At 65.0% G+C, this 21,528-nt stretch carries 17 protein-coding genes, 1 tRNA gene and 1 pseudogene; 15 read left to right on the top strand and 4 right to left on the bottom strand.

Annotation, left to right across the window (positions count from 1 at the left end; all coding sequences use genetic code 11):
- Nucleotides 1–5: 5 nt before the first annotated feature.
- Both U5782_RS35655 and U5782_RS35650 read left to right on the top strand, forming a co-directional pair.
- Nucleotides 6–1,640 carry a DHA2 family efflux MFS transporter permease subunit gene (locus tag U5782_RS35655; protein ID WP_322048552.1) on the top strand — a complete coding sequence of 545 codons (1,635 nt, stop codon included), beginning with the start codon at nt 6–8 and terminating at the stop codon, nt 1,638–1,640.
- Nucleotides 1,641–1,656: 16 nt separating this feature from the next.
- The gene (locus U5782_RS35650; RefSeq protein ID WP_322048551.1) at nt 1,657–3,123 is read left to right on the top strand and encodes an efflux transporter outer membrane subunit; all 1,467 of its coding nucleotides are present in this window, start codon (nt 1,657–1,659) and stop codon (nt 3,121–3,123) included.
- 29 nt (nt 3,124–3,152) lie between these two features.
- On the opposite strand, the gene U5782_RS35645 is transcribed toward U5782_RS35650, so the two are convergent.
- A complete protein-coding gene (locus U5782_RS35645) occupies nt 3,153–4,106 on the bottom strand; it encodes an AraC family transcriptional regulator (protein ID WP_322048550.1) in 954 nt (317 codons plus the stop codon).
- A 145-nt stretch (nt 4,107–4,251) separates the two neighbouring features.
- Between U5782_RS35645 and U5782_RS35640 the strand changes: the two genes are divergently transcribed.
- From U5782_RS35640 to U5782_RS35610, 7 genes are all read left to right on the top strand, one after another.
- On the top strand, nt 4,252–4,788 hold the full coding sequence (locus tag U5782_RS35640; protein ID WP_322048549.1) for a carboxymuconolactone decarboxylase family protein: 537 nt from the start codon (nt 4,252–4,254) through the stop codon (nt 4,786–4,788).
- Between the two features lie 182 nt (nt 4,789–4,970).
- A complete protein-coding gene (locus U5782_RS35635) occupies nt 4,971–6,158 on the top strand; it encodes a thiolase family protein (protein ID WP_322048548.1) in 1,188 nt (395 codons plus the stop codon).
- Between the two features lie 64 nt (nt 6,159–6,222).
- Entirely contained in the window at nt 6,223–6,654 is a 432-nt protein-coding gene (locus tag U5782_RS35630) for a MarR family winged helix-turn-helix transcriptional regulator (protein ID WP_322048547.1), read from the top strand.
- A gap of 166 nt (nt 6,655–6,820) precedes the next feature.
- Complete coding sequence (locus U5782_RS35625) at nt 6,821–8,179, top strand: TAXI family TRAP transporter solute-binding subunit (protein ID WP_322048546.1); 1,359 nt, start codon at nt 6,821–6,823, stop codon at nt 8,177–8,179.
- Nucleotides 8,180–8,455: 276 nt separating this feature from the next.
- Nucleotides 8,456–9,853 carry a DUF3300 domain-containing protein gene (locus U5782_RS35620; RefSeq protein ID WP_415914464.1) on the top strand — a complete coding sequence of 466 codons (1,398 nt, stop codon included), beginning with the start codon at nt 8,456–8,458 and terminating at the stop codon, nt 9,851–9,853.
- Between the two features lie 20 nt (nt 9,854–9,873).
- Entirely contained in the window at nt 9,874–10,833 is a 960-nt protein-coding gene (locus U5782_RS35615; RefSeq protein WP_322048545.1) for a DUF2950 domain-containing protein, read from the top strand.
- A 260-nt stretch (nt 10,834–11,093) separates the two neighbouring features.
- Nucleotides 11,094–11,678: a YSC84-related protein gene (locus U5782_RS35610; RefSeq protein ID WP_322048544.1), complete on the top strand. Its 585-nt coding sequence runs from the start codon at nt 11,094–11,096 to the stop codon at nt 11,676–11,678.
- A gap of 122 nt (nt 11,679–11,800) precedes the next feature.
- Here U5782_RS35610 and U5782_RS35605 read toward each other — a convergent pair whose 3' ends face one another.
- Nucleotides 11,801–13,027: a YeeE/YedE family protein gene (locus U5782_RS35605; RefSeq protein WP_322048543.1), complete on the bottom strand. Its 1,227-nt coding sequence runs from the start codon at nt 13,025–13,027 to the stop codon at nt 11,801–11,803.
- A gap of 355 nt (nt 13,028–13,382) precedes the next feature.
- On the opposite strand from U5782_RS35605, the gene U5782_RS35600 reads away from it, so the two are divergent.
- From U5782_RS35600 to U5782_RS35590, 3 genes are all read left to right on the top strand, one after another.
- Nucleotides 13,383–14,963 (top strand): methyl-accepting chemotaxis protein, encoded by a 1,581-nt coding sequence (locus U5782_RS35600; protein ID WP_322048542.1) that lies wholly within the window; start codon nt 13,383–13,385, stop codon nt 14,961–14,963.
- Nucleotides 14,964–15,105: 142 nt separating this feature from the next.
- The gene (locus U5782_RS35595; RefSeq protein WP_322048541.1) at nt 15,106–16,353 is read left to right on the top strand and encodes a D-amino acid dehydrogenase; all 1,248 of its coding nucleotides are present in this window, start codon (nt 15,106–15,108) and stop codon (nt 16,351–16,353) included.
- 37 nt (nt 16,354–16,390) lie between these two features.
- Nucleotides 16,391–17,293: a glutamate/aspartate ABC transporter substrate-binding protein gene (locus tag U5782_RS35590; RefSeq protein ID WP_322048540.1), complete on the top strand. Its 903-nt coding sequence runs from the start codon at nt 16,391–16,393 to the stop codon at nt 17,291–17,293.
- Nucleotides 17,294–17,420: 127 nt separating this feature from the next.
- Here the strand turns inward: U5782_RS35590 and U5782_RS35585 are convergent.
- Nucleotides 17,421–17,497: transfer RNA gene (locus U5782_RS35585), tRNA-Val, on the bottom strand.
- A 90-nt stretch (nt 17,498–17,587) separates the two neighbouring features.
- Complete coding sequence (locus U5782_RS35580) at nt 17,588–18,400, bottom strand: DNA-binding transcriptional regulator (RefSeq protein WP_322048539.1); 813 nt, start codon at nt 18,398–18,400, stop codon at nt 17,588–17,590.
- Nucleotides 18,401–18,540: 140 nt separating this feature from the next.
- Here U5782_RS35580 and U5782_RS35575 point away from each other — a divergent pair, with 140 nt between their 5' ends.
- The 3 genes and pseudogenes from U5782_RS35575 to U5782_RS35565 all read left to right on the top strand — a co-directional run.
- Nucleotides 18,541–20,394 (top strand): bifunctional 3-(3-hydroxy-phenyl)propionate/3-hydroxycinnamic acid hydroxylase, encoded by a 1,854-nt coding sequence (locus U5782_RS35575; protein ID WP_322048538.1) that lies wholly within the window; start codon nt 18,541–18,543, stop codon nt 20,392–20,394.
- A 26-nt stretch (nt 20,395–20,420) separates the two neighbouring features.
- Entirely contained in the window at nt 20,421–21,374 is a 954-nt protein-coding gene (locus U5782_RS35570) for a 3-carboxyethylcatechol 2,3-dioxygenase (protein ID WP_322048617.1), read from the top strand.
- A gap of 22 nt (nt 21,375–21,396) precedes the next feature.
- Nucleotides 21,397–21,528 (top strand): annotated as a pseudogene (locus tag U5782_RS35565) (2-keto-4-pentenoate hydratase); the annotation flags it as partial.

The raw sequence follows: 21,528 nt of genomic DNA, 5'->3' as shown, positions 1-21,528 counted from the left end.
CCGACATGAACGCCCCGACCTCCGCCGTCGAAGTACGGCCCGATCCGCAGGACACAGCCGTGGTCCCGGCCGCCCCCGCGTCGCTTGAGCCGCATCTCCAGCCCATCGGCCAGCGTGCTTTCGCCTTCGCGCTGATGTGCATCGGCTTTTTCATGGCCACGCTCGATATCCAGATCGTCGCGTCGTCGCTGCGCGATATCGGCGGCGGCCTGTCCGCGAGCCAGGACGAGCTTTCCTGGGTGCAGACCGCCTATCTGATCGCCGAAATCATGGTGATTCCGATGTCGGGCTGGCTCTCGAAGGTGTTCTCGACGCGCTGGCTGTTCGTGGCGTCGGCGGTAGGCTTCACGATCACGAGCATGCTGTGCGGTCTCGCCTGGGACATCCAGTCGATGATCTTTTTTCGCGCCCTGCAAGGGGCGCTGGGCGCGGCGATGATTCCCACCGTGTTCACCACCGCGTTCGTGCTGTTTCCGGGCAAGCAGCGCATCGTGGCGTCGACGACGATTGGCGCGCTCGCTTCACTCGCGCCCACGCTCGGGCCCGTGATCGGCGGCTGGATCACCGATCAATGGTCCTGGCACTGGCTGTTCTATCTGAACCTCGTGCCCGGCATCGCCGTGGCCGCGCTGGTGCCGAAGTATGTGCATATCGACGAACCCGATCTCTCGCTGATCAAGCGCGGCGACTATATCGGCATCCTGCTGATGTGCGGTTTTCTCGGTTGCCTCGAATACGTGCTCGAAGAAGGCCCGCGCAAGAACTGGTTCGGCGACGACGCCATCGTGGCCTGCGCGTGGATTGCCGGCATCAGCGGCTTTCTGTTCGTCGTGCATGCACTGACTGCGAAAGATCCAGTCGTCGATCTGCGTGCGCTGGCCGTGCGCAACTTCGGGATCGGCAGCGTGCTGTCGTTCGTGACGGGCATCGGCATCTTCGTGGCCGTGTTTCTCACTCCGCTGTTTCTCTCGGAAGTGCGGGGTTTCAGTTCGCTGCAAATCGGCCTTTCGCTGCTTTCCGTGGGCGTATTCCAGTTGCTCGCGCTCGGCGTCTATGCGTACGCCACGCGCTTTTTCAGCATGCGTGCGCTGATGGTGTTCGGCCTGGTCTGCTTCGGCCTTGGCTGTTATCTGTACGTGCCGCTCACGCACGATTGGGGCTGGCAGCAATTCCTGCTGCCGCAGGCGCTGCGTGGCATCGGCCAGCAGTTCGCGGTGCCGCCTATCGTCACGATGTCGCTGGGGTCGCTGCCGCCCGCGCGTCTGAAATCGGCCAGCGGCCTCTTCAATCTGATGCGTAATCTGGGCGGCGCGATTGGTATCGCCGTGAGCGCGACGATGCTCAACGACCGCCTCAATTTTCACTATCTGCGCCTGAATGAAAGCGTCACGCACGGCATGCCGCAAGTCGAAGGGCTGCTTGCGGGCAGCACGACGCACTGGCAGGCCGTCGCGGGCAACACGCTCGATGCGGCGCAGTCGGGTCTCGCGCAACTGCATGCGCTGGTGCTGCGCGAAGCGCTTGTGATGACGTTCTCCGATGCGTTTTTTGTGCTCTCGCTGTGCTTCGTCGTGGCGATCGCCTCCGTGGCGTTCTCGCGGCCCATCACGAATGGCGCGCCCCCGCCCGATGCCCATTGAGCCATAGAGGTCCACCATGTCCACGTCCATCCGAACTATTCTGCGGCCCGCGCGCCTCGCGCTGACGGCACTCGCCGCCGGCGTGCTCGCCGCCTGCGCCGTGCAGCCCGCTCAGCATCCCGACCTGCCCGCCGCCGTGCAATCGACGGCGCCCGGCGCCTGGCGCATCGACGCCCCGCAGGACGCCATCGACGCGCGCGCCTGGTGGGCGCAATTCGACGACGCGACGCTCAATACGCTGCTCGCGAGCGTGCTGGACGGCAACCTCGATTTGCAGGCCGCCGCGGAGCGCGTGAAGCAGGCAAAGTCGATCACCACGCAAAAGCACGCCGTGCTGCTGCCGCAACTGGATTTCACGGCGCAGGGCGCGTATGCACGGCAGAACACGCCGCCGCCGCTGGGTTACGTGAAGCAGGCGGGCGCGGGCGTGGCGCTGAGCTGGTCGCCCGATGTGTTCGGCGGTGAGCGTCTTGATCTACTTGCTGCGCAGGCAAATCTCGTGGGTCAGCAGCACGCGCTCGACGCGGTGCGGCTCGCGCTGGCGGCCGATACGGCGTCGGCCTATGTCGATCTGCGCTGGGCGCAGGCGGAATTGAAGATCCTTCAGGATAACGTATTGATACGGCAGCACACGCTGAAGCTGACGCAGGATCGGCTGCAATACGGCCTTTCGACCCAGCTCGACGTGGCGCGCGCCCAGACGCAATTGAGCGAGTTGCAGGCGCGTATTCCGCGCGCACAGGCCAGCGTCGAACATCAATTGAATCTGATCGCCGTTTATACGGGCCGCACGCCCGAATCCGTCGCGCAGCTGGCGCTGGCCGCGCCCGCGCCCATTCCCGTCGCGCCTGCGAGCGTGCCGCAATTGCTGCCTTCGGAAGCGCTGCTGCGCCGCCCCGACGTGCAGGCCGCCTACGCGACCGTGCAGCAGCGCGCGGCGGAAGTGGGCGTGGCGCGCGCGGAGCGCTATCCGAAGTTCTCGCTCAATCTTACCGATGGCGTGCTGGCCTCGTCGTATCTGGGCATGCCCACGCTTACCGATAACCTCTTTAGCGCGGCGTTAGGCGCGACGAGCCCCATCTTCAACGCAGGCCGCATCACCGCCGATATCGAGCAGAGCGAAAGCCGCATGCGCGAATCGCAACTGAACCTTCAGCAGACGATGTTGCAGGCGTTGCGCGAAGTGGAGGACAGTCGCACCGATCTCGTGAGCACGGCCACGCAGACGCAGCAGTTGCATGACGCCGTGGCGTCGTCGGAACAGGCGCTCAAGCTGGCGAATCAGCTCTACAAGGGCGGCGCGGCCGATTTTCTCGATGTGTTGAGCGCGCAGCAAACCTGGCTCGTCGATGCCGATCTGCTCAACGACGCACAACGCGAACGCGCGCAGGCGGCGGTGGCGCTGTATCGGTCGCTCGGCGGCGGATGGAGCGAGAGCGGCGACGTGATCGCCCAGACTTCGAGCAATGCCCGGGGCGGTTGATGCTTTGTCATCCGAATCAATTGCCGGATCTACGCACTGGTGCGTGCCGCCGCGCGCCATTGCGCGGGCGTCATGCCTACGTGGCGCTTGAAGCCGCGCTGAAAGGCGGCATCGGATTGATAGCCGACGTATTCGCCGATCTCCGCGACGGGCTGGCTGCCTTGTGCAAGCAGGCGGCCCGCGAGGGTCATGCGGATATCGGTGAGCACATCGGCGGCCGAACGCCCGATCGCTTCGTCGAAATGGCGCGCAAACGTCGCGCGCGACATGTGGCAAAGCTCGGCAAGCTCGGGCAGCGTCCAGGGCTTGCCGGGCGTGTCGAACATCGCGTCGATGGCGGGTTGCAGGCGCGGGCGCTGGGCGAGCGCGAGCAGGCCGCGCGGCGGCGCGTCGGTGTGGCTCGCATAGCGCAGCGTGAGCGCGAAGAGGGCGCCCGACAGATGGTTGACGAGCGATTCGCTGCCGGGCTGGGCTTCGTGCGCCTCGTCGCGCAGCAGGGCGATCAGGCGCACGAGACGCTCGGGCGCGTCCCCACCGGTGGGCGCGCTGCGCACCACGAGGCGCGCGGGCAGGTTCTCGCGCAGCAAGCGCTGTGGCACGGCGGGCAGCAGGAAACTGCCGCAGAGCACGTCGGCGACATGGCCTTCGCCGTGATTCGTCTCGATGGTGCGGCCATGTTCGACGCGCTTTTCGATGGCGGTGGGCGGCGCGCCGCTGCCGTCATGCAGCTGGTGGGCGGCGCCGGAGGGAAACAGGACGATATCGCCCGCATGCAACGCGCTGGGCGCGCCGTGCGCATCTTCGACGATGGCCGAGCCGCTCAGCAGCACGTGATAGCGCATCTCGCGCGGCTCGGCGCTGGGCTGGTCGATGCGCCACGGCGCGCCGAAGTGGCAGCGCACGTCGAGGCGGCCCGCGACGGGCATGAGTGACAGTAGGCGGCTGAGGATATCCATGATCGTGGGCGTGAGACGAATGAGCATGAAGTCGCGCCATTCTGGCATTAAAAACGCTGGGCTGCGCGCCTAGACTGGCAGCATGCCATCGACGATGGCGTGCCAAACCAGATCAACCGCAGTCCAAAGCGCCAGCCGCACGAAGCGACCGGGCGCAAATCAGGAGCCGATTATGTCCCGTCTTTCCGCCATCAAGCCCGAAGAAGCCACCGGCGCAGCCGCCGAAATTTTCGCGAAGATCCGCAAGGCCGTCGGCAAGGTGCCGAATGCTTACGCCACCATCGGCACGCATAGCCCCGAAGCGCTCGGCGCGATGCTGACCGTAGAAGCCGTGCTGGCCGGCGGTTCGCTCTCGAAGCCCGATATCGAGGCGATCAAGCTCGCGGTGAGCGAGGTGGCCGGTTGTGATTACTGTGTGGCCGCGCATACGCTGGCGGGCAAGTTCGCTGGCCTGTCGCCCGATGCGATGAAGTCGATCCGTGCGGGCGACGCCACCGGCGACGCGAAGCGCGACGAACTGGTGCGCTTCGTGCGCACGCTGGTCCGCACTCACGGCACGGTGCCGCAAGCGGACGTGAACGCTGTCAAGGAAGCGGGTTACACGGAGCGCCAGATCGTGGAGACGGCGCTGGCGATCGCCTCGATCACGTTCACGAATCTCGTGAATCGCGTGAACGATACGACGCTGGATTTTCCGGCTGTCGCATGAGCGTCTGAAGTGAAGTGCGAGGGACGCAAGAGCGCTCCTCGCGCGCTGCGCCGACATAAACCATGCCACGCGTAACGAATGCCGCCTCGAAGAAATTCTTTGAATGTGTGCATATGCATACATAAACTGAAGCAGTGAACGCAGACTCTCTGCCAACTCATGGAGAAAACACGATGGGCAGCATGAATTCAACGCGGGAAATCGTTTTGTGTCAGCCGGTGCGCACGGCCATCGGCGGATTTAATGGATCGCTCAAGGGCGTGGCGGCGACGGAGCTAGGCGCGGTTGCAGTACGCGAAACGCTCGCGCGCGCGAAGCTCGATCCGGCCCTGCTCGGTTCGGTGGTGCTCGGCAATGTGGTACAGGCCGGCAACAAGATGAATCCCGCCCGCCAGGCGGAGTTGGGCGGCGGCGTGCCGGTCAACGTGCCCGCGCTCACGGTGAACCGGGTGTGCGGCTCGGGCGCGCAGGCAGTGGCGAGCGCAGCGCAGGAAGTCCTGCTCGGCCTCGCCGATGTTGCGCTGGCAGGCGGCATGGAGAACATGGACCGCGCGCCTTATCTGCTCGACGGCGGGCGTTGGGGCTATCGCATGGGCAACGCCGAGGTGCACGACAGCATGTTGCGCGACGGGCTGGTCGATGCGTTCTCGGGTCAGCATTCGGGCTGGCATACCGAAGACCTCGTGACCAAAGCGGAGCTCACGCGCGAAGAGCAGGATCGTTGGGCCGCGCGTTCTCAGCAGCGTTTTGCTGCCGCGCAGGCGGCGGGGCGCTTCAAGGAAGAGATCGTTGCGGTGGAAGTGAAGGGCCGCAAGGGCGTGGAGCGCTTCGATACCGATGAGGCGCCGCGTCCCGACACCACCTTCGAAGCGCTCGCGAAGCTCAAGCCCGCGTTCCGCGCGGACGGCACGATCACCGCAGGCAACGCACCGGGCCTCAATAGCGCGGCGGCGGCGATGCTGGTAGCCGAACGCGGCTTCGCCGAAGCGCACGGCCTCGCGCCGATGGTGCGGCTCGTCTCGTGGGGCGTGGCGGCCGTGGAGCCGGGCATGTTCGGCCTTGGCCCGGTGCCGGCCGTGCAACTCGCCTTGCAGCGCGCGGGCTGGTCACTCGGCGACGTCGAGCGCTTCGAGATCAACGAAGCCTTCGCGGCGGTGCCGCTCGCGGTGATGAAGCAACTGGGCATCCCCGACGACGTGGTCAACGTCGAAGGCGGCGCGATCGCGCACGGCCACCCGATCGGCGCAACGGGCGCGATCCTCACGACCCGTCTTGCCTGGTCGATGCAGCGTGACGGCGTGCGTCGCGGCGTGGTGACCTTGTGCATCGGCGGCGGCCAGGGTATCGCGCTGGCGCTCGAGAAAGTATGATGGCCGGGCGCGGGCGGTAAGGCGCGCCCATGACGACGACCGAAGCAACAGAAGGTGAATGGCGATGACGAAGCGAGTGACGCGCGAGGAATGCAACTGTTTTGCGCTGCGGCAGGCCGCGCGCTTCGTCACGCAGCTTTACGAGCGTCACCTTTCGCAGGCGGGCGTGACGGCCGCGCAGTTCACGATACTCTCGCGTCTCGCGGGTCGTCCCGACGCCACCGCCGCCGAACTCTCCGACGATCTCGTGATGGACCGCACCACGCTCGTGCGTGCGCTCAAGCCCTTGCAGCGTGATGGCCTCGTGCTCACGGCGGCGGCCGAGCACGATACGCGCACGCTGGTGTATCGGCTATCGGCGGGCGGGCTGCGGCGCTACGACAAGGCGCATGCGCTTTGGCAAGACGCCCAGGCCGAATTCGAGCAGTACATGAAGCGCGACCGCGCGAAGGCATTGCGCACGGAACTGTTCGCGCTGACCAAAGCGGCAGCCTGAGCGCGCATCGCATCAACGAAGCCAAGCCAGGGCGCGGACGTGCTTACATCGCTTTCAGTGCTGGCGCATAGGCGCCGGGCCATCCGCGCAAACACCAGCGTCCCGATCTGACGCGAAAATGGCATGATGCAGTTTCCAGAGTTCGACGCAGCGCCGCCGGGTTCTCATGAAACGACATCGTCCGCCCTTGCCTCACTTCATGCGCGACCCTTCGCACCCTGCGTGGCGCGATATCGCGCTCACCACGTTGCCGGTCGCGCTGTTCTGCATTGCCGTGATCGCGCTAGTCGTGTGGCTCGTCGATCCTGCGCCGCCGCGCTCGATCACCATCAGCGCGGGCCCGCGCGACAGCTCGTTCATGCAGATGGCGCAGGCGTATCGCACGATCCTCGCGCGCAACGGCGTGAAGCTCAAGATTCTCGAATCGGACGGCTCGGTCGAAAATCTTCAACGCCTGCTCAATCCCAAATCGCATGTCGATCTCGCCTTCGTGCAGGGTGGCGTGGCCGAAGGCATGGACACGCATACGCTCATGTCACTCGGCAGCGTGGCCTATCTGCCGATCATCGTGTTCTATCGCGGCTCGGGACTCACGCAGCTTTCCGAGCTTGACGGCAAGCGCATCGCCATCGGCCGCGTGGGCAGCGGCACGCGCGAGCTGTCGCTGAAACTGCTGCACGCGAACGGCATGGACCCCGGCGGCGACGCGACCTTCCTGCCGCTCGACGGGATGGACGCGGCAACCGCGCTCGTTTCCGATCGCGCCGATGCCGCCATGCTGAGCGGCGACTCCACCACGCGCACGCTCATGCTGCGTCTGCTCAACATACCGGGCATCTCGGTGATGAGCTTCGAGGAAGCCTCTGCCTACACGCGCATTTTTCCTTATCTCGAGGGTATCGATCTGCCGCCTGGCGTGCTCGATCTGCGCCGCCGCGTGCCGCCTCAGACCGTGCATCTGGTTGGGCCGACCGTGGAGATCGTCGCGCGTAACACGCTGCACCCGGCGATCTCCGATCTCATCATCGAAGCCGCGAGCGAAGTCAATGGCGTACCTGGTCTGCTACAACGCGCGGGTCAGTTTCCGAGTGCCGAAGCGCACGATTTCCGCATCAGCGAGGACGCCACTCGTTACTACCGGTCGGGCAAGAGCTTTCTCTATCGCACGTTGCCATTCTGGCTCGCAAGCGTCGCGGACCGGCTGCTCGTGCTGCTGTTGCCGCTTGCCGTGCTCGTGTTTCCCGCGTTGCGCGCGATTCCGGCGATGTATCGCTGGCGCGTGCGCTCGCGCATCTATCGCTATTACGGCGCGCTGATCGCCATCGAACGCGACGCGCTCAAGCACACGAGCGAGGAAGAGCGCCAGGCGCTCGTTGCCGAACTCGACGAGATCGAAGGCTCGCTCAACACGCTGCGCATGCCGCTCGCCTATGCCGACGCGTTCTATGTGCTGCGCGAACACGTGGGCTTCGTCCGCATGCATCTGAACCCGTCGCGAAAGCAGCCGGAAAGCGCCACACATTAATGAAGAAAGTAAAAATGAAAGTGTCTTTGAATGCGCTACAGATTGTTTCGCATTCCGATACGTTGGCGGTTATTGATGCGCTTTTGAACACGGACAAATTTTAACGAATCGAAGATTGACACTTCGAGTCATACCCCGATATTTTGCCGCTAGTACGTTGCACGACGTCGCATCGCAGTTGAGCGCGTGACTCATAAGCAAACGTTCGCGCGCAAGCAGGGGCCTTGTTATTCGAGGTCCTGAAAAAGACCCAACCGCAACGAGGAGGACCGATTCGTGAAATCGTCCGGTGTACGCCAGCATGCTGCCTGGCTCATGTGCGCCGCGCTCGCGGCCGCACCGCTGTTCGTCGGCCCCGCCGGGCCGACGGCCGCGCTCGCGCAGAGCGCGGCGCATCTTTCCAGCCAGCAACTCGATTCACTCACCGCGCCCATCGCGCTGTATCCCGACGCGCTGCTCGCGCAGGTGCTGATGGCCGCAACTTTCCCGCAGGACGTGCAGGCGGCGGCCCAATGGTCCAAGGCCAATCCCAAGATGCAGGGCGACGACGCCGTGAAGGCCGTTGCCTCGCAGCCCTGGGACCCCAGCGTGCAATCGCTCGTGGCGTTTCCGCAGGTGCTGGCCACGATGGATTCCAAACCCGACTGGGTGGCGCAGATCGGCGACGCGTTTCTCGCCCAGCCGAACGACGTGATGGATTCGGTGCAACGCCTGCGCGCGCAGGCGCAGAAGGCCGGCCATCTCAAGTCGAACGAACAGCAGAAGGTCGTGGTGCAGCCGGCGGCGAACACCACCACCACGCAGACGATCGTGATCGAGCCGGCCAACCCGCAGGTGGTCTACGTGCCGACTTACAACCCCACCGTGGTGTATGGCGCGTGGCCTTATCCTGCCTATCCGCCGGTGTACATGCCGCCGCCTCCGGGCTACGCGATCGCTGCGGGTTTCGCCACCGGGCTCGCGTTCGGCGCGGGTATTGCGGTGGCCAACTCCTTGTGGGGCGGCTTCGGTTGGGGCTCGCATGACGTGAACATCAACGTCAATCGCTACAACAACATCAACGTCAACAACCGCATCAACACCAATGGCGGCACGACCAACTGGAACCGCAACGCCAATGTGGAGCGGCGCCAGAACTTCAACCAGAATCACGCGAACCTGAACGGTCAGCGTAACCAGTTCCGCGGCTATGACCAGTCGCGCCAGCAAGCTGCGCAGACCTTGCAGAACCGCACTGGCCAGAACATGAACGGCAATGCCAGTCAGCGGTTGCAGAACATCCAGCACGGCGGCACGGGCAGCCGGCCAGGTGCGGGCGGTCCCGGTGCGAACGGCACGCAGAACGCCAATCGCGGCAACGAGTTGAACAACCGCACGCAAAACGGCAATCGGCAGAACGACCTCAACAACCGCACGCAGAACGCCAACCGCCAGAACGATCTCAACAATCGCGCGCAGAACGCCAATCGCGACAACGCGCTGCGCGGCGCCGGTGACGGCAATAACGCGCGCGCCGACGCCCAACGCGGCCAGCAAAGCCGCCAGTCGTTCCAGAACCGTGGTGGTGGTGGCTCGTTTGGTGGTGGCGGAGGCGGGTTTGGTGGCGGTGGCGGCGGTGGTGGTGGCCGCATGGGCGCGGGCGGTGGCGGCGAACGCCACTTTGGCCGCCGTTGAATCTCTATAGGAGTCTCGCGATGATCCGTACTCACGCACGCCGCCTGCCACGAGGCACGCGGCCTGCCGGGCTCGCCCGGCTCACCGCGGTGCTGGCGTTCTCGCTGTTCGCCGCACCCGCGTTGCTGTCCGTGCCCGGTGCGGGCGTGGCCGCGGCGCAAGCCGTGTATCCCACGCCCGACGCTGCGGCGCAAGCCTTCACCAACGCGCTCTCCAGCAACGACCACGAAGCGATGAAGCACGTGCTCGGCAGTAACTTCCAGCACTTCATCCCCACGCAGAACATCGGTCGGGAAGACATCGACGACTTCCTCGGCGCCTGGGCCAAGGGGCATCAGATCGAGCAGGACGCCACGCCTGTTGCGGGCAAGGCCAGTGCGCATCTGGTCGTCGGCGACAGCGGCTGGACGCTGCCCATTCCGATCGTGCAAAACGGTAGTGGCTGGCGCTTCGATCCGCGCGAAGGCGCGGCCGAAGTGCTCACCCGGCGTATCGGCCGCAATGAGCGCGCGGCCATGCTCTCGTCGCTGGCCTATGTCGATGCGCAGAATGACTATCGCAAGCTCACACAACACTACGCGCAGCGTATCGTGAGCACGCCCGGCACGCATGACGGCCTCTACTGGCCGGTTGCGCCGGGCGAGGCCGAAAGTCCGCTCGGCCCGCTTGCCGAAGTCATGCAGCGCAATGCGAAGGTCGCGCAACAGGAGGGCTACCACGGCTACCACTTCCGCATCCTCACGGCGCAGGGCGCGCACGCGGACGGCGGCGCGCAAAGCTACGTGGAAAACGGCGAACTGAGCAAGGGCTTTGCACTCGTGGCCTGGCCGGCGCAGTACGGCAAAACCGGGGTGATGAGCTTTATCGTCAATCAGGACGGCAAGCTCTATCAGAAGAACCTCGGGCCGAACGGTGCGAAAACGGCCGCTGCGCTCAAGAGCTTCGATCCCGATCCTTCATGGCAAGCCACTACGCCGTGATTGTCGAATAGCGCGCGTAGCGCGCTTGCAACTTTTCCACACGAGGCGCCTTCGGGCGCCTTTCTTCTGTTGGGCACAGGTTTGCGACGCTTGAGCGCTCGTATCTCGTAAATCGGGCACAATCGGCGGCAAGTGGAGGTTGGCGATGCGCCGTCACCTTCGCTCGCGGGAGAGGGAACGCTGGTGTGACGCCGGTTTGGGGTCGGGCACGCCGTTTGCTGTCTCTCTTCGCAAACTCTTATTCGTGTGGAGATAACGACATGCAACGACGCAACTTCATGCTTTCGGCAGCCGCCGCGCTCGCCTCCGGCGGTTTGGCGCTCGCAGGCTGTACCACCACGGGCAATTCCTCCAACGCTGCGACCGATATGTCGAAGCGCCAGTCGATCGACGCCAACGTCGATGACGCCATGACGAAGCTGTACTCGACGGTCAAGGGTTCGCGCGAGCTGGTCGCGAAGTCGCGCGGCGTACTCGTGTTCCCGTCGGTGCTGCAAGCCGGCTTTATCGTCGGCGCACAGTACGGCGAAGGCGCGCTGCGCGTGGGCGGCGCAACGTCGGGCTACTACAGCACGGTTTCGGGCTCGGTGGGCCTGCAAGCCGGTGCGCAGTCGAAGGCCATCATCTTCTGCTTCATGACCCAGGACTCGCTCGAGAAATTCCGCGCGACGGATGGCTGGGCAGCGGGCGCCGATGCGTCGGTTGCGCTCGTGACGGTCGGCGCGAATGGCGCAGTCGATACCAACACGGCGACGCACCCGGTCGAAGTCTTCGTGATGACCAACGCGGGCCTGATGGCCGACGTCTCGCTCGCGGGCACCAAGGTTACGCGTTTGAAGATCTAAGGACGCGCGCAACAAGCGAGTCGAATTGCGCGGCGCGGTGGTTGAGCGTCGTGCAATGAAAAAGGGCAAGGCGTGAGGCCTTGCCCTTTATTTTTGACAGGAAATCTGCCAGCAAATATTGCTTAGCACCCCGTATTCTTCACCCGCTCCACCTCTAAGCCAAACATCGGGCGCAGCCGCGTGCCGACCACATTCCCCGCGAACGCGCACACGAGCCACAGCCAGCCGTGCAGGCTGCCCGAGACGATCCCGCTGAAATACGCGCCGATATTGCAGCCATACGCGAGCCGGGCACCATAACCCAGCAGCAGCCCGCCGATCACGGCCGCCGCGAGCGAGCGCAACGGAATGCGCCACACGGGCGCGTAGCGGCCCGCGAGCGAAGCTGCGGCCATCGCGCCCAGCACGATGCCGATATCCATCACCGTGGTGACGTCGTGGCTGGCGGGCGCGGCGAGCGCTGCCGCATTCGGGCCGGCCATCCAGTATTTCCAGTTCGCCACGTCGATGCCGAGCGCGGCGAAACCCTTGGCGCCCCACAGCGCGAATGCCGACGTCACGCCCCACGGCCGGCCCGAAAGCGCGAGCGTGGCGAAATTCAGCACCGCGAGCGCAACGGCGCCGGCCAGCAGCGGCCACGGACCATGCAGCCACGGCGAGGTGTGCGGCGCGCGCTCCGGCTGATTGACGAGGCGGCCGTGACGACGCTTTTCGATCGCGACGGTGAGCGCGGCGATCGCCGCGAACACGGCGAGATTGAGCACGATCGCGGGCGCGACGCCCAACGTGTTGACGAGCGAGACTGGCTTGAGTTGCGGCATCGAAGTCCAGAACGGCATGTGCGCAGTGGCGACCACCGAGCCGACGATGAACGCGATCAGCGTGACGACCATGCGCGTGCTGCCGCCGCCCACGGTATAGAGCGTGCCCGAGGCGCAACCGCCGCCCAGCTGCATGCCGATGCCGAAGATAAACGCGCCGACGATCACCGATGTGCCCGCGGGCGACACGAGTCCAACCACGGGATGCCCGAACAGCGATCCCGCTGCAAGAGCGGGAAAGAACAGCAACACGCCGATGGCGAGCATGACCATCTGCGCGCGCAGGCCCGCGCCGCGACCGTCGGCGATAAAGACGCGCCACGCCGAGGTGAAACCGAACGCCGCGTGATAGAGCGTCATGCCGAGCAGCGCGCCCACGACGTAGAGCGCGGCCTGGCGTGCACTGACCGTTTGCGCCAGGTAAATGGCGCCGAGCGCGACGAGCAACAGTGCAAGGGCAAGCGGCTTGGGATTGATGGAGTCGAGACGGCGCGGCGCGCGCGCCAGCGGCGAGGAAAGGTCGGACATGGTCGAGAGAAACGTCGAAGCGGATTGAAGCGGGGAGGACCCGGCGCGGCCCGTTTCAGGGCAAAAGGGAGCGAGTCGCCAGGGCTGAGGTCACGGGGCCGCAGCGTAAAACGCTGGGCGAGCCGCGCCTGAAAAGCCGCGCAAGTCAACAAAACGAAAGGAAAACGATAGCACGAAACGCGTGAGCGCCCGGCGCGCTACCCGCATCGGCATCATGGATATCCCCTATGCGGGATAGCCGCGCGCCTGCCGATAGGACGGGGCGAAGCGCACGAAAACGTAAGTCGCCAGTACGCCATACAAGCAAGAAGAAGCCGTACAGAACGCAGATAAAAACGCCAGGAGACCGGACCACATGCTCAGGAATATCACCATTCGCGGAGGACTTACCCTCGTCATCGGCATTTTCGTTGCCTTCCTGCTGGCCGTGATCGGCGTGGCTTACGGCGCGCTCAAGCTGACCAACGAGAGCCTGCTCGACACGCAGCACAGCGCGCAGTCGCTCGCCGAACTCAAGACCAGTTCGGAGCGTCTGCTGCAAGTGCGGCTCGCGCTGGGCGGCTACGAGACGCTCTTCAGCGTGGGCAAGTCCACCGAGGGCATGCTCGATCAGGCGCACAAGGTACTCGCCGATTCGAACAAGGAGTTCGCGCGCTACAGCGCGGGTCCGTTCGCGAATAACGACGAGGCGCGGCTCGCGCAGGCCGTCGCGCAGGCGCGCACGGCGCTCGTCGAGCAGGCGCTCGAACCCGAGTACAAGGCGCTCGTCGACAATGACTTCAACACCTTCCGCACGATCCAGGGCGAGACGGCCGACCGCTATTACGGTGCCTATGCGAAGGCCATCGACGCGCTCGAAGACTGGCAGGACGCGCGTGTCCAGCGCGATGCCGATACGGCCGCCGCGCGCTTCCGGCTTTCGCTCATGGTGTTCGGCGTGATCGGCGTGGTGGGCGTGGCGATCGGACTGATCGCGCGGAGCGGGCTCACGGCGGCCGTGGTCAAGCCCGTCGATGCCGCGATCCGCCACTTCCAGCGCATCGCCGCGGGCGATCTGACTGTGGATGTGCGCGTGCGCTCGACCAACGAGATGGGGCAACTGCTGGGCGCGCTCGCGCAGATGCGCGAGGGGCTGATTGGCACGGTCGCGCGCGTGCGCGGCAGCACCCAGGAAATCACGCTGGGCGCCAACCAGATTGCAGCGGGCAATATCGATCTGTCGAGCCGCACCTCGCAGCAGGCGGCTGCCCTCCAGGAAACGGCGGCGAGTCTCGAACAGCTTTCGGCGGCCGTGCGGCAGAACACGGCGGGCGCACAGGAGGCGAGCGGTCTCGCACAGGGCGCGCTCAGCACGGTCTCGCGCGGCGCCGACGTTGTGGCGCGCGTGAACGAGACGATGAGCGACATCTCGTCGTCGTCGCGCAGGGTCGAGGAGATCACCGGGATCATCGAAGGCATCGCCTTCCAGACCAATATCCTTGCGCTCAACGCGGCCGTCGAAGCGGCGCGTGCGGGCGAGGAGGGCCGGGGTTTCGCCGTGGTGGCGCAGGAAGTGCGCAGCCTCGCGCAGCGCTCGGGCACGGCGGCCAAGGAGATCAAGGAACTGATCGCCGCGTCGGTGGCGACGGTGGGCGCGGGCGCCCGGCTCGTCGAGGAGGCGCGCCACACGATGGGCGAGGCGCGCGACGCCGTCGCGCGCGTGAGCCACATCATGGGCGAAATCACGGCGGCGACGCACGAGCAGAGCGACGGCATCGAGCAGGTCAATCGCGCCGTCGCGCAGATCGACGAGGTCACGCAGCGCAACGCGGCGCTCGTGGAGGAGGCGGCGGCTTCAGCGCAGTCGCTGGAGTCGCAGGCCGACGCGCTGCGCGACGCTGTTTCCGTGTTCCACCTGGCCGGCGGCGCGTCCGCACATGCAGAGGCGTTCGCCTGAGCTTTGCCTGGGTTCAACTTAACCTGAGGTTATATCCCCCGATTGATTCGCAATTGAGTTCCTGTTTTTGCCCGGCGAGACTGACGCCTTGGTCCGCCGGGGCGGCCAGAGAACACAAGAGAACTAGCGAGAACGACGGGATATGCGAATTTGCGTGCTGGGCGGCGGGGTGATCGGTGTCACCACTGCGTATTTTCTCGCCCGCGATGGACATCAGGTAACGCTCGTCGAGCGTCATGCGGACGTGGCGCGGGAGACCAGCCACGCCAACGGCGGCCAGCTGAGCTACAACTACGTGGCGCCGCTCGCGGACCCTTCGGTGTTGCCGAAACTGCCGCAATGGCTCTTCTCGCGCGACTCCGCGCTGCGTTTCGTGCCGCGTCTGGACCCGCGCCAATGGCACTGGTGCGCCGCTTTCCTGCGCGCCTGCACGCGCGCCCGCAGCCGCGCGACCACGGCGGAACTGCTCGGTCTGGGTTTCTTGAGCCAGCGCCTCGTTCACGAGATCGTTGCGCGCGAATCGATCGCCTTCGACTATGTGCGCAACGGCAAGCTCGTGGTGTTTCGCGACCGCGACGGCTTCGAGGGCGCGCGTCGTCAGGCCGACTATCAGGCGCAACTGGGCTGCGAGCAGCATGCGCTCGACGGCGCTGCGTGCGTCGCGCTCGAACCGGCGCTCGCGCATATCGGCGGTGAAATCGCGGGCGGGATTCACACGCCAGGCGAGGAAGCCGGCGATTGCGACAGCTTCACGCGCGGGCTCGCCCGCGCGGCGCAGCGTGATGGCGTCGATTTGCGGCTCGCTACCGAATTTTCCGGACTCCGAACCAAAGGTAAGCGTGTGGAGGCGGTCGTGACCTCGGCGGGCGAGATCGAGGCGGATGCGTTTGTCGTGTGTCTGGGCATTCAGAGCCAGCCTTTGCTGAGTTCGCTGGGCGTAAGCGTGCCGGTGTATCCGCTCAAGGGCTACAGCCTCACGTTGCCGAACGCGCATGCGCAGGGCGCGCCGCGCGTCTCGGTCACCGACGCGCATCACAAGGTGGTCTATGCGCCGCTCGGCGAGCGCTTGCGCATTGCGGGCATGGTCGATCTCACGGGCATGAATGCCCGGGCCGATCATGCGCGTATCGCACTGCTCACGCGTCAGGCGCGCGAGACCTTTCCCGACGCGGGCGACTATGGCGCGATCCAGACATGGACCGGCATGCGTCCTGCCACGCCGGACAGCAAGCCGCTGATCGGCGCGACGCACTTCCGCAATCTCTGGATGAACACTGGGCATGGCGCGCTAGGCTTCACGCTTGCCTGCGGCAGCGCGCAACTGCTGGCCGACCTGCTGGCGCAGCGCACCTTGCCGCTGAACGGCGAGGCGTTCGCGCCAAACCGCTAAACACTTTCACATGGCACGAAACCTGGAGAAGAGCACGATGAAGACAAGGAAAACGATCGCGGCGCTGGGCCTCTTCACGCTCGCCGCATTGACGGGCGCGGCCCACGCGGACGAACTCACGGGCACGCTCAAGAAAGTGCACGACAGCGGCGTGATTGTGCTCGGCACGCGCGAATCGTCGATTCCATTTTCGTACTACGACCAGAATCAAAACGTGATCGGCTACTCGCAGGAGATCGCGCTAAAGATCGTCGATGAGATCAAGCAGAAGACCAACACGCCGAACCTCAAGGTCAAGACGATTCCGATCACCTCGCAGAACCGCATCCCGCTCATGCAGAACGGCACCATCGACCTCGAATGCGGCTCGACCACCAATACGTTCGAGCGCCAGAATCAGGCTGCTTTTTCGAACAGCATCTTTCTGTATGGCATCCGCTTTATCACGCGCAAGGATTCGGGCGTGAAGGACTTCCCCGATCTCGCGGGTAAAACCGTGGCGACAACGGCGGGCACGTCGGATGAACGCATGCTGCGCAAGATGAACGAAGAGAAGCACATGAACATGACGATCATCAGCGCGAAAGACCACGCCGAATCGTTCCTCAACGTGACGACCGGACGCGCCGTGGCGTTCGTCATGGACGAACCGCTGCTCTACGGCGAGCGCGCCAAGACGAAGGCGCCGCAAGATTACGTCGTGACGGGCACGCCGCCGGTTTCAGAGAATTACGCGTGCATGCTCCGCCGCGACGATCCGCAATTCAAGGCGCTCGTGGACGAAACGGTCGCGAAGATGCAAACCTCGGGCGAGATGGCGAAGCTTTATACGAAGTGGTTTACGCAGCCGATTCCGCCGACCGGCATGAATCTCGACTATCCGCTTTCGCAGCAGATGAAGGATCTGTTCGCGCATCCGAACGACAAGGCGCTCGATTGAGGCACGCGAAACGTGTGATACGCGCCTTCGCCCAGGGCGCGGACAAAAAGAAAATGCCGCAGTCCTGTGAAGGAGTGCGGCATTGTCATTGCGCAGCGAACTGAGCCGCGCGGTACTGCTTATTCGTTGGTAGGCTCGATTGGATTCGAACCAACGACCCCCACCATGTCAAGGTGGTGCTCTAACCAACTGAGCTACGAGCCTGTTGAGAGCGCGAATTATAGAGAGGCCCCCGCAGCCTTGCAAGCGTTTTTCGCAAATTGTTGAAAAAACTTTTGGGACGCGCTTTCTGGCCTAGGGAGTCTGGCGCTTCGTGCCGTCCTCGGCGGCCTCCAATGCCGTCTCCATCTCCTGCGCCGCGCGCTGCAATTCGGGCACGAAGCGCCGCACGGCTTCCGCCGGGTTGATCGCCTGCTCCAGGTAGATCACGTTGAGGCTCGCGATCACGCGCCCCTGCGCGCTGATTGCTACCGCCAGCGCGCCGATCTTGCGCTGGTCGGCCCAGTCGCCGTGATTCGAGCCGAAGCCGTCCGCATGCGTCTGTCGCACGAGATTGCGGATGAACGCCGCATCCGCGGCCAGCTTCTGCTGCTGCTCGCCGCCGGCGCCTGCGCGCAAGAGATCGAGGATATCTTCGCGTACGGCTTCCGGACACATCGCGAAGTAGGCGCGGCCCGCCGCCGTGATCAGCATGGGCAAGCGGCGGCCCACCATCGAGCGGTGAAACGACAACGGGCTGAAGCGGTGCGTGGTCTCGCGGATGATCATTGCGTCGCCGTCGGGTGTCGTGAGGTCGGACGGCCACACGACCCGCTGCATCATCTGGCCCATGATGGGTGGCGCGATCGTGGCGATCAGTTCGTCGTCCGTGAAACCTTCGCTCAGGGCGCGCACATCCATCGTCAGTCGAAAGCTATCGTCCGACGCGCTGCGCCGCACGAGGTTTTCCTCCACCAGCGTCTCCAGCAAACGCCGCACCGTCGTGCGATGCAGGCCCGTGGCCTCGCTCAGTTGCTGACTGGTCGCGCGCCCGTTTTCCATCGCGTTGAGCGCTCGCAGTACCTGCAGGCCGCGCGCGAGCCCCCGCACGTTTGCATACTTCGTCATAAAAAATCTCTTATAAATCAATCATGTGCATTCTATGCACATTTCTCTCAAATTGTTGAGCGCGTGTCGTGACGACTCTAGACTCGCTTCCATGAGTTGCAAGAGATCGTCCTGACAAGGGCGGCCGATTCGGAGACAACATGAACACCCCTCCCGTAGTGGCGGACGATTCCCGTCCGCGCCAGCACGTCACCGACGTCGCCATCATCGGCGCAGGCCCCGTTGGCCTGATGATCGCCAATATTCTCGGTCTGCAAGGCGTGCGCGTCACGCTCGTCGAAAAGCTCGAACAGATTATCGACTATCCGCGCGCGATTGGTTTGGACGACGAAGCATTGCGCGTGTTCCAGTCGATCGGTCTCGCCGATGCACTGCTGCCGCACACCACGCCCGACCACTGGATGCGCTTCGTCACGAAGGACGGCCATTGCTTCGCGTCCATCGAGCCGCGCACCGACGAATTCGGCTGGCCGCGCCGCAACGCCTTTATTCAGCCGCTCGCGGATCGCGTGCTCTACGAAGGGCTCGCGCGCTTCGAGCACGTCGAGGTCTTGTTCGGTCACAGCGTGAGTGGCTTCGCGCAGGATACGCAGGGCGTGTCGATCGACGTGACCAGCGCGGATGGCTCGCGCCGCACGATTCGCGCGGCCTATATGGTGGGCGCGGACGGCGGCAATAGCTTTGTGCGCCGCGCGCTGAACGTGCCTTTCGAAGGCCGTACCAAGCCGAATCAGTGGATCGTGGTGGACGTGCGCAACGATCCGATCGGCTCGCCGCATATCTATATGCACTGCGATCACGAGCGCCCGTATGTTTCCGCGGCGCTGCCGCACGGCATTCGCCGCTTCGAATTCATGGTGATGCCCGGCGAGACCGAGGAAGAACTGTCGAAGCCGGAAAACATGGCCGCGCTGATCCGCAAGGTAGTCGCCGACCCGGACAAGGTCGATTACATCCGCAAGCGCGTCTATACGCACAACGCGCGTCTGGCTGAAACCTTCCGCGTGGACCGCGTGCTGCTGGCGGGCGACGCCGCGCACATCATGCCGGTGTGGCAGGGCCAGGGCTACAACAGCGGCATTCGCGACGCCAACAATCTGGGCTGGAAGCTCGCGATGGTCGCGAAGGGCCAGGCCGATGGCCGCCTGCTCGATACCTATACCGTCGAGCGCCGCGCACATGCTCGCTCGATGATTCACCTCTCCGAAGTCGCGGGCGATATCTTCGCGCCGGCCACGCGTTTCGGCGCGCGCTTTCGCGATGTGTTCGTGAAGTCGATGAACGTGTTCCCTGCAGTGAAGCGCTACTTCGTGGAGATGCGCTTCAAGCCGATGCCGCGCTACGAAGCGGGCCTCGTGCTCTTGCCGCCGCCGAAGCAAACGGGCGGATGGCTCGCGCGCGTGCTCGAAGGCTCGGGCAATTCGGCGCCGGGACGCTTGCTGGGTCTCATGAGCCAGAAGCGCGATTCGTTGATCGGACGGCTGGCCTATGGCCGCGATCCGCTCGCGGCGTCGCCGGTGGGCCGCATGTTCATTCAGCCGCGCGTGCGTCTGACCGATGGCCGTGTCGTGCGTCTGGACGATGCGATCGGCAATGGCTTCGCGGTGCTCGCCTGGGGCGCGGACCCCACGTTCGGCCTCACGCCCCAGGCGCGCGCGCTGTGGGAGCGTCTGGGTGCGCGTTTCGTATTCGTTAAGCCCGACGTTCAACTCGACTATGCCGACGATGTGCCCGAAGGCGTGCTCGCGCTTGGCGACGTGCAAGGTCGCCTGAAGGACTGGTTCAGCCGCCTGCCGGAATCGGTCGTGTTGCTGCGCCCGGATCGCTTCGTGGCGGGTGTGTGCTCGCCGCAGCAGGTCTCGGACGCCATCGTGGAACTCGCGGGCAAGCTCGGCGCGACCGATAGCGCGGTGCGCGAGACGAGCGCAGCCACGACCCCGCAATCGCGCCCGGCGCGCGGCAACGTTGCTGTCGCCCGCACCGCGCAAGCATGAACAGGAGCCGCACCTTGAACCCCAGCATGCCGATCCACCTTGAATGTCTCTCGCACACGCCGCTGCACGGCTACTTCGATCCGATGCCGGACGTGGTCGCCGAAGTCGAGCGCGTGGGCCGCGCGGCCCGCGAGCGCGTCGAGGCGTTCCAGCCCGATCTGATCGTTGCGTTCGCACCCGATCACTTCAATGGCTTCTTCTACGATGTGATGCCGCCGTTCTGCATTGGCGCGAAGGCGCAGGCGATCGGCGATTTCAAGAGCCTGGCGGGCACGCTGCCCGTGCCTGAAGACCTCGCTTACGCGCTGGCCGAAGACGTACTCGCCGCCGATATCGATGTCGCGCTGTCGTACCGCATGCAGGTCGATCACGGTTGCGCGCAGGCGCTTGAAGTGCTCACGGGCGGTCTCGATCGCTATCCGGTGATCCCTGTCTTCATCAACTCCGTGGCGCCGCCGATGGCGACGTTGCGCCGTGCGCGCCTGCTTGGCGAGGCCATCGGTCGCTTCATGGCGCGTACCGGCAAGCGTGTGCTGGTGGTGGGCTCGGGCGGCATCTCGCACGAACCGCCGGTGCCCGAGTTGTTTGGCGCCACGCCTGAAGTGGCGGAACGCCTGATCGCGGGCCGCAACCCTTCGGCCGAATCGCGCGATGCGCGTCAGGCGCGCACCGTGGCCGCCGCGAAAGCATTCGCGAACGGCGACAGCCATTTGCATCCGCTCAATCCCGAATGGGATCGCGCGTTTCTCGAACGCCTCGCCTCCGGCGAGTTGACCGCCGTGGACGGCATGACCAATGCCGCTATCACGCGCGACGGGGGCAAGTCGGCGCACGAGATCCGCACGTGGGTGGCCGCGTTCGGCGTGCTCGCGGCGTACGGCCCGTATCGCGCAACGCTCGACTATTACCGCGCGATTCCCGAATGGATCGCCGGCTTCGCCACCATGCATGCCACGCCCGCTCGCGCTGCGGCGGTCTGAACGCTTTAACCAGGAGAACGGTATGACCGATCCTCAACACGTCGCGGCGCTGGCCGCCCGCCTGCGCGAAGCCGAAGCCTCGCGCGCCGTGATCGAACCGGTGCGCGGCGTTATCGCTATGGACGACATCGCGACGGCCTACGCCGTGCAACAG

The organism is Paraburkholderia sp. J67, from assembly GCF_905220265.1.
Classification (GTDB): Bacteria; Pseudomonadota; Gammaproteobacteria; order Burkholderiales; family Burkholderiaceae; genus Paraburkholderia.
The sequence above is the reverse complement of the archived record's forward strand: the minus strand, read 5'-3'. Positions and strand labels throughout refer to the sequence as shown.

What these genes read in the sequence shown, in the direction of transcription:
- U5782_RS35645 (WP_322048550.1), bottom strand. Translation starts at nt 4,106, where the DNA reads ATGCTCATTCGTCTCACGCCCACGATCATGGATATCCTCAGCCGCCTA.
- U5782_RS35625 (WP_322048546.1), top strand. Translation starts at nt 6,821, where the DNA reads ATGAAACGACATCGTCCGCCCTTGCCTCACTTCATGCGCGACCCTTCG.
- U5782_RS35595 (WP_322048541.1), top strand. Translation starts at nt 15,106, where the DNA reads ATGCGAATTTGCGTGCTGGGCGGCGGGGTGATCGGTGTCACCACTGCG.
- U5782_RS35635 (WP_322048548.1), top strand. Translation starts at nt 4,971, where the DNA reads ATGAATTCAACGCGGGAAATCGTTTTGTGTCAGCCGGTGCGCACGGCC.
- U5782_RS35575 (WP_322048538.1), top strand. Translation starts at nt 18,541, where the DNA reads ATGAACACCCCTCCCGTAGTGGCGGACGATTCCCGTCCGCGCCAGCAC.
- U5782_RS35630 (WP_322048547.1), top strand. Translation starts at nt 6,223, where the DNA reads ATGACGAAGCGAGTGACGCGCGAGGAATGCAACTGTTTTGCGCTGCGG.
- U5782_RS35610 (WP_322048544.1), top strand. Translation starts at nt 11,094, where the DNA reads ATGCAACGACGCAACTTCATGCTTTCGGCAGCCGCCGCGCTCGCCTCC.
- U5782_RS35580 (WP_322048539.1), bottom strand. Translation starts at nt 18,400, where the DNA reads ATGACGAAGTATGCAAACGTGCGGGGGCTCGCGCGCGGCCTGCAGGTA.
- U5782_RS35570 (WP_322048617.1), top strand. Translation starts at nt 20,421, where the DNA reads ATGCCGATCCACCTTGAATGTCTCTCGCACACGCCGCTGCACGGCTAC.
- U5782_RS35605 (WP_322048543.1), bottom strand. Translation starts at nt 13,027, where the DNA reads ATGTCCGACCTTTCCTCGCCGCTGGCGCGCGCGCCGCGCCGTCTCGAC.
- U5782_RS35655 (WP_322048552.1), top strand. Translation starts at nt 6, where the DNA reads ATGAACGCCCCGACCTCCGCCGTCGAAGTACGGCCCGATCCGCAGGAC.
- U5782_RS35650 (WP_322048551.1), top strand. Translation starts at nt 1,657, where the DNA reads ATGTCCACGTCCATCCGAACTATTCTGCGGCCCGCGCGCCTCGCGCTG.
- U5782_RS35600 (WP_322048542.1), top strand. Translation starts at nt 13,383, where the DNA reads ATGCTCAGGAATATCACCATTCGCGGAGGACTTACCCTCGTCATCGGC.
- U5782_RS35615 (WP_322048545.1), top strand. Translation starts at nt 9,874, where the DNA reads ATGATCCGTACTCACGCACGCCGCCTGCCACGAGGCACGCGGCCTGCC.
- U5782_RS35640 (WP_322048549.1), top strand. Translation starts at nt 4,252, where the DNA reads ATGTCCCGTCTTTCCGCCATCAAGCCCGAAGAAGCCACCGGCGCAGCC.
- U5782_RS35590 (WP_322048540.1), top strand. Translation starts at nt 16,391, where the DNA reads ATGAAGACAAGGAAAACGATCGCGGCGCTGGGCCTCTTCACGCTCGCC.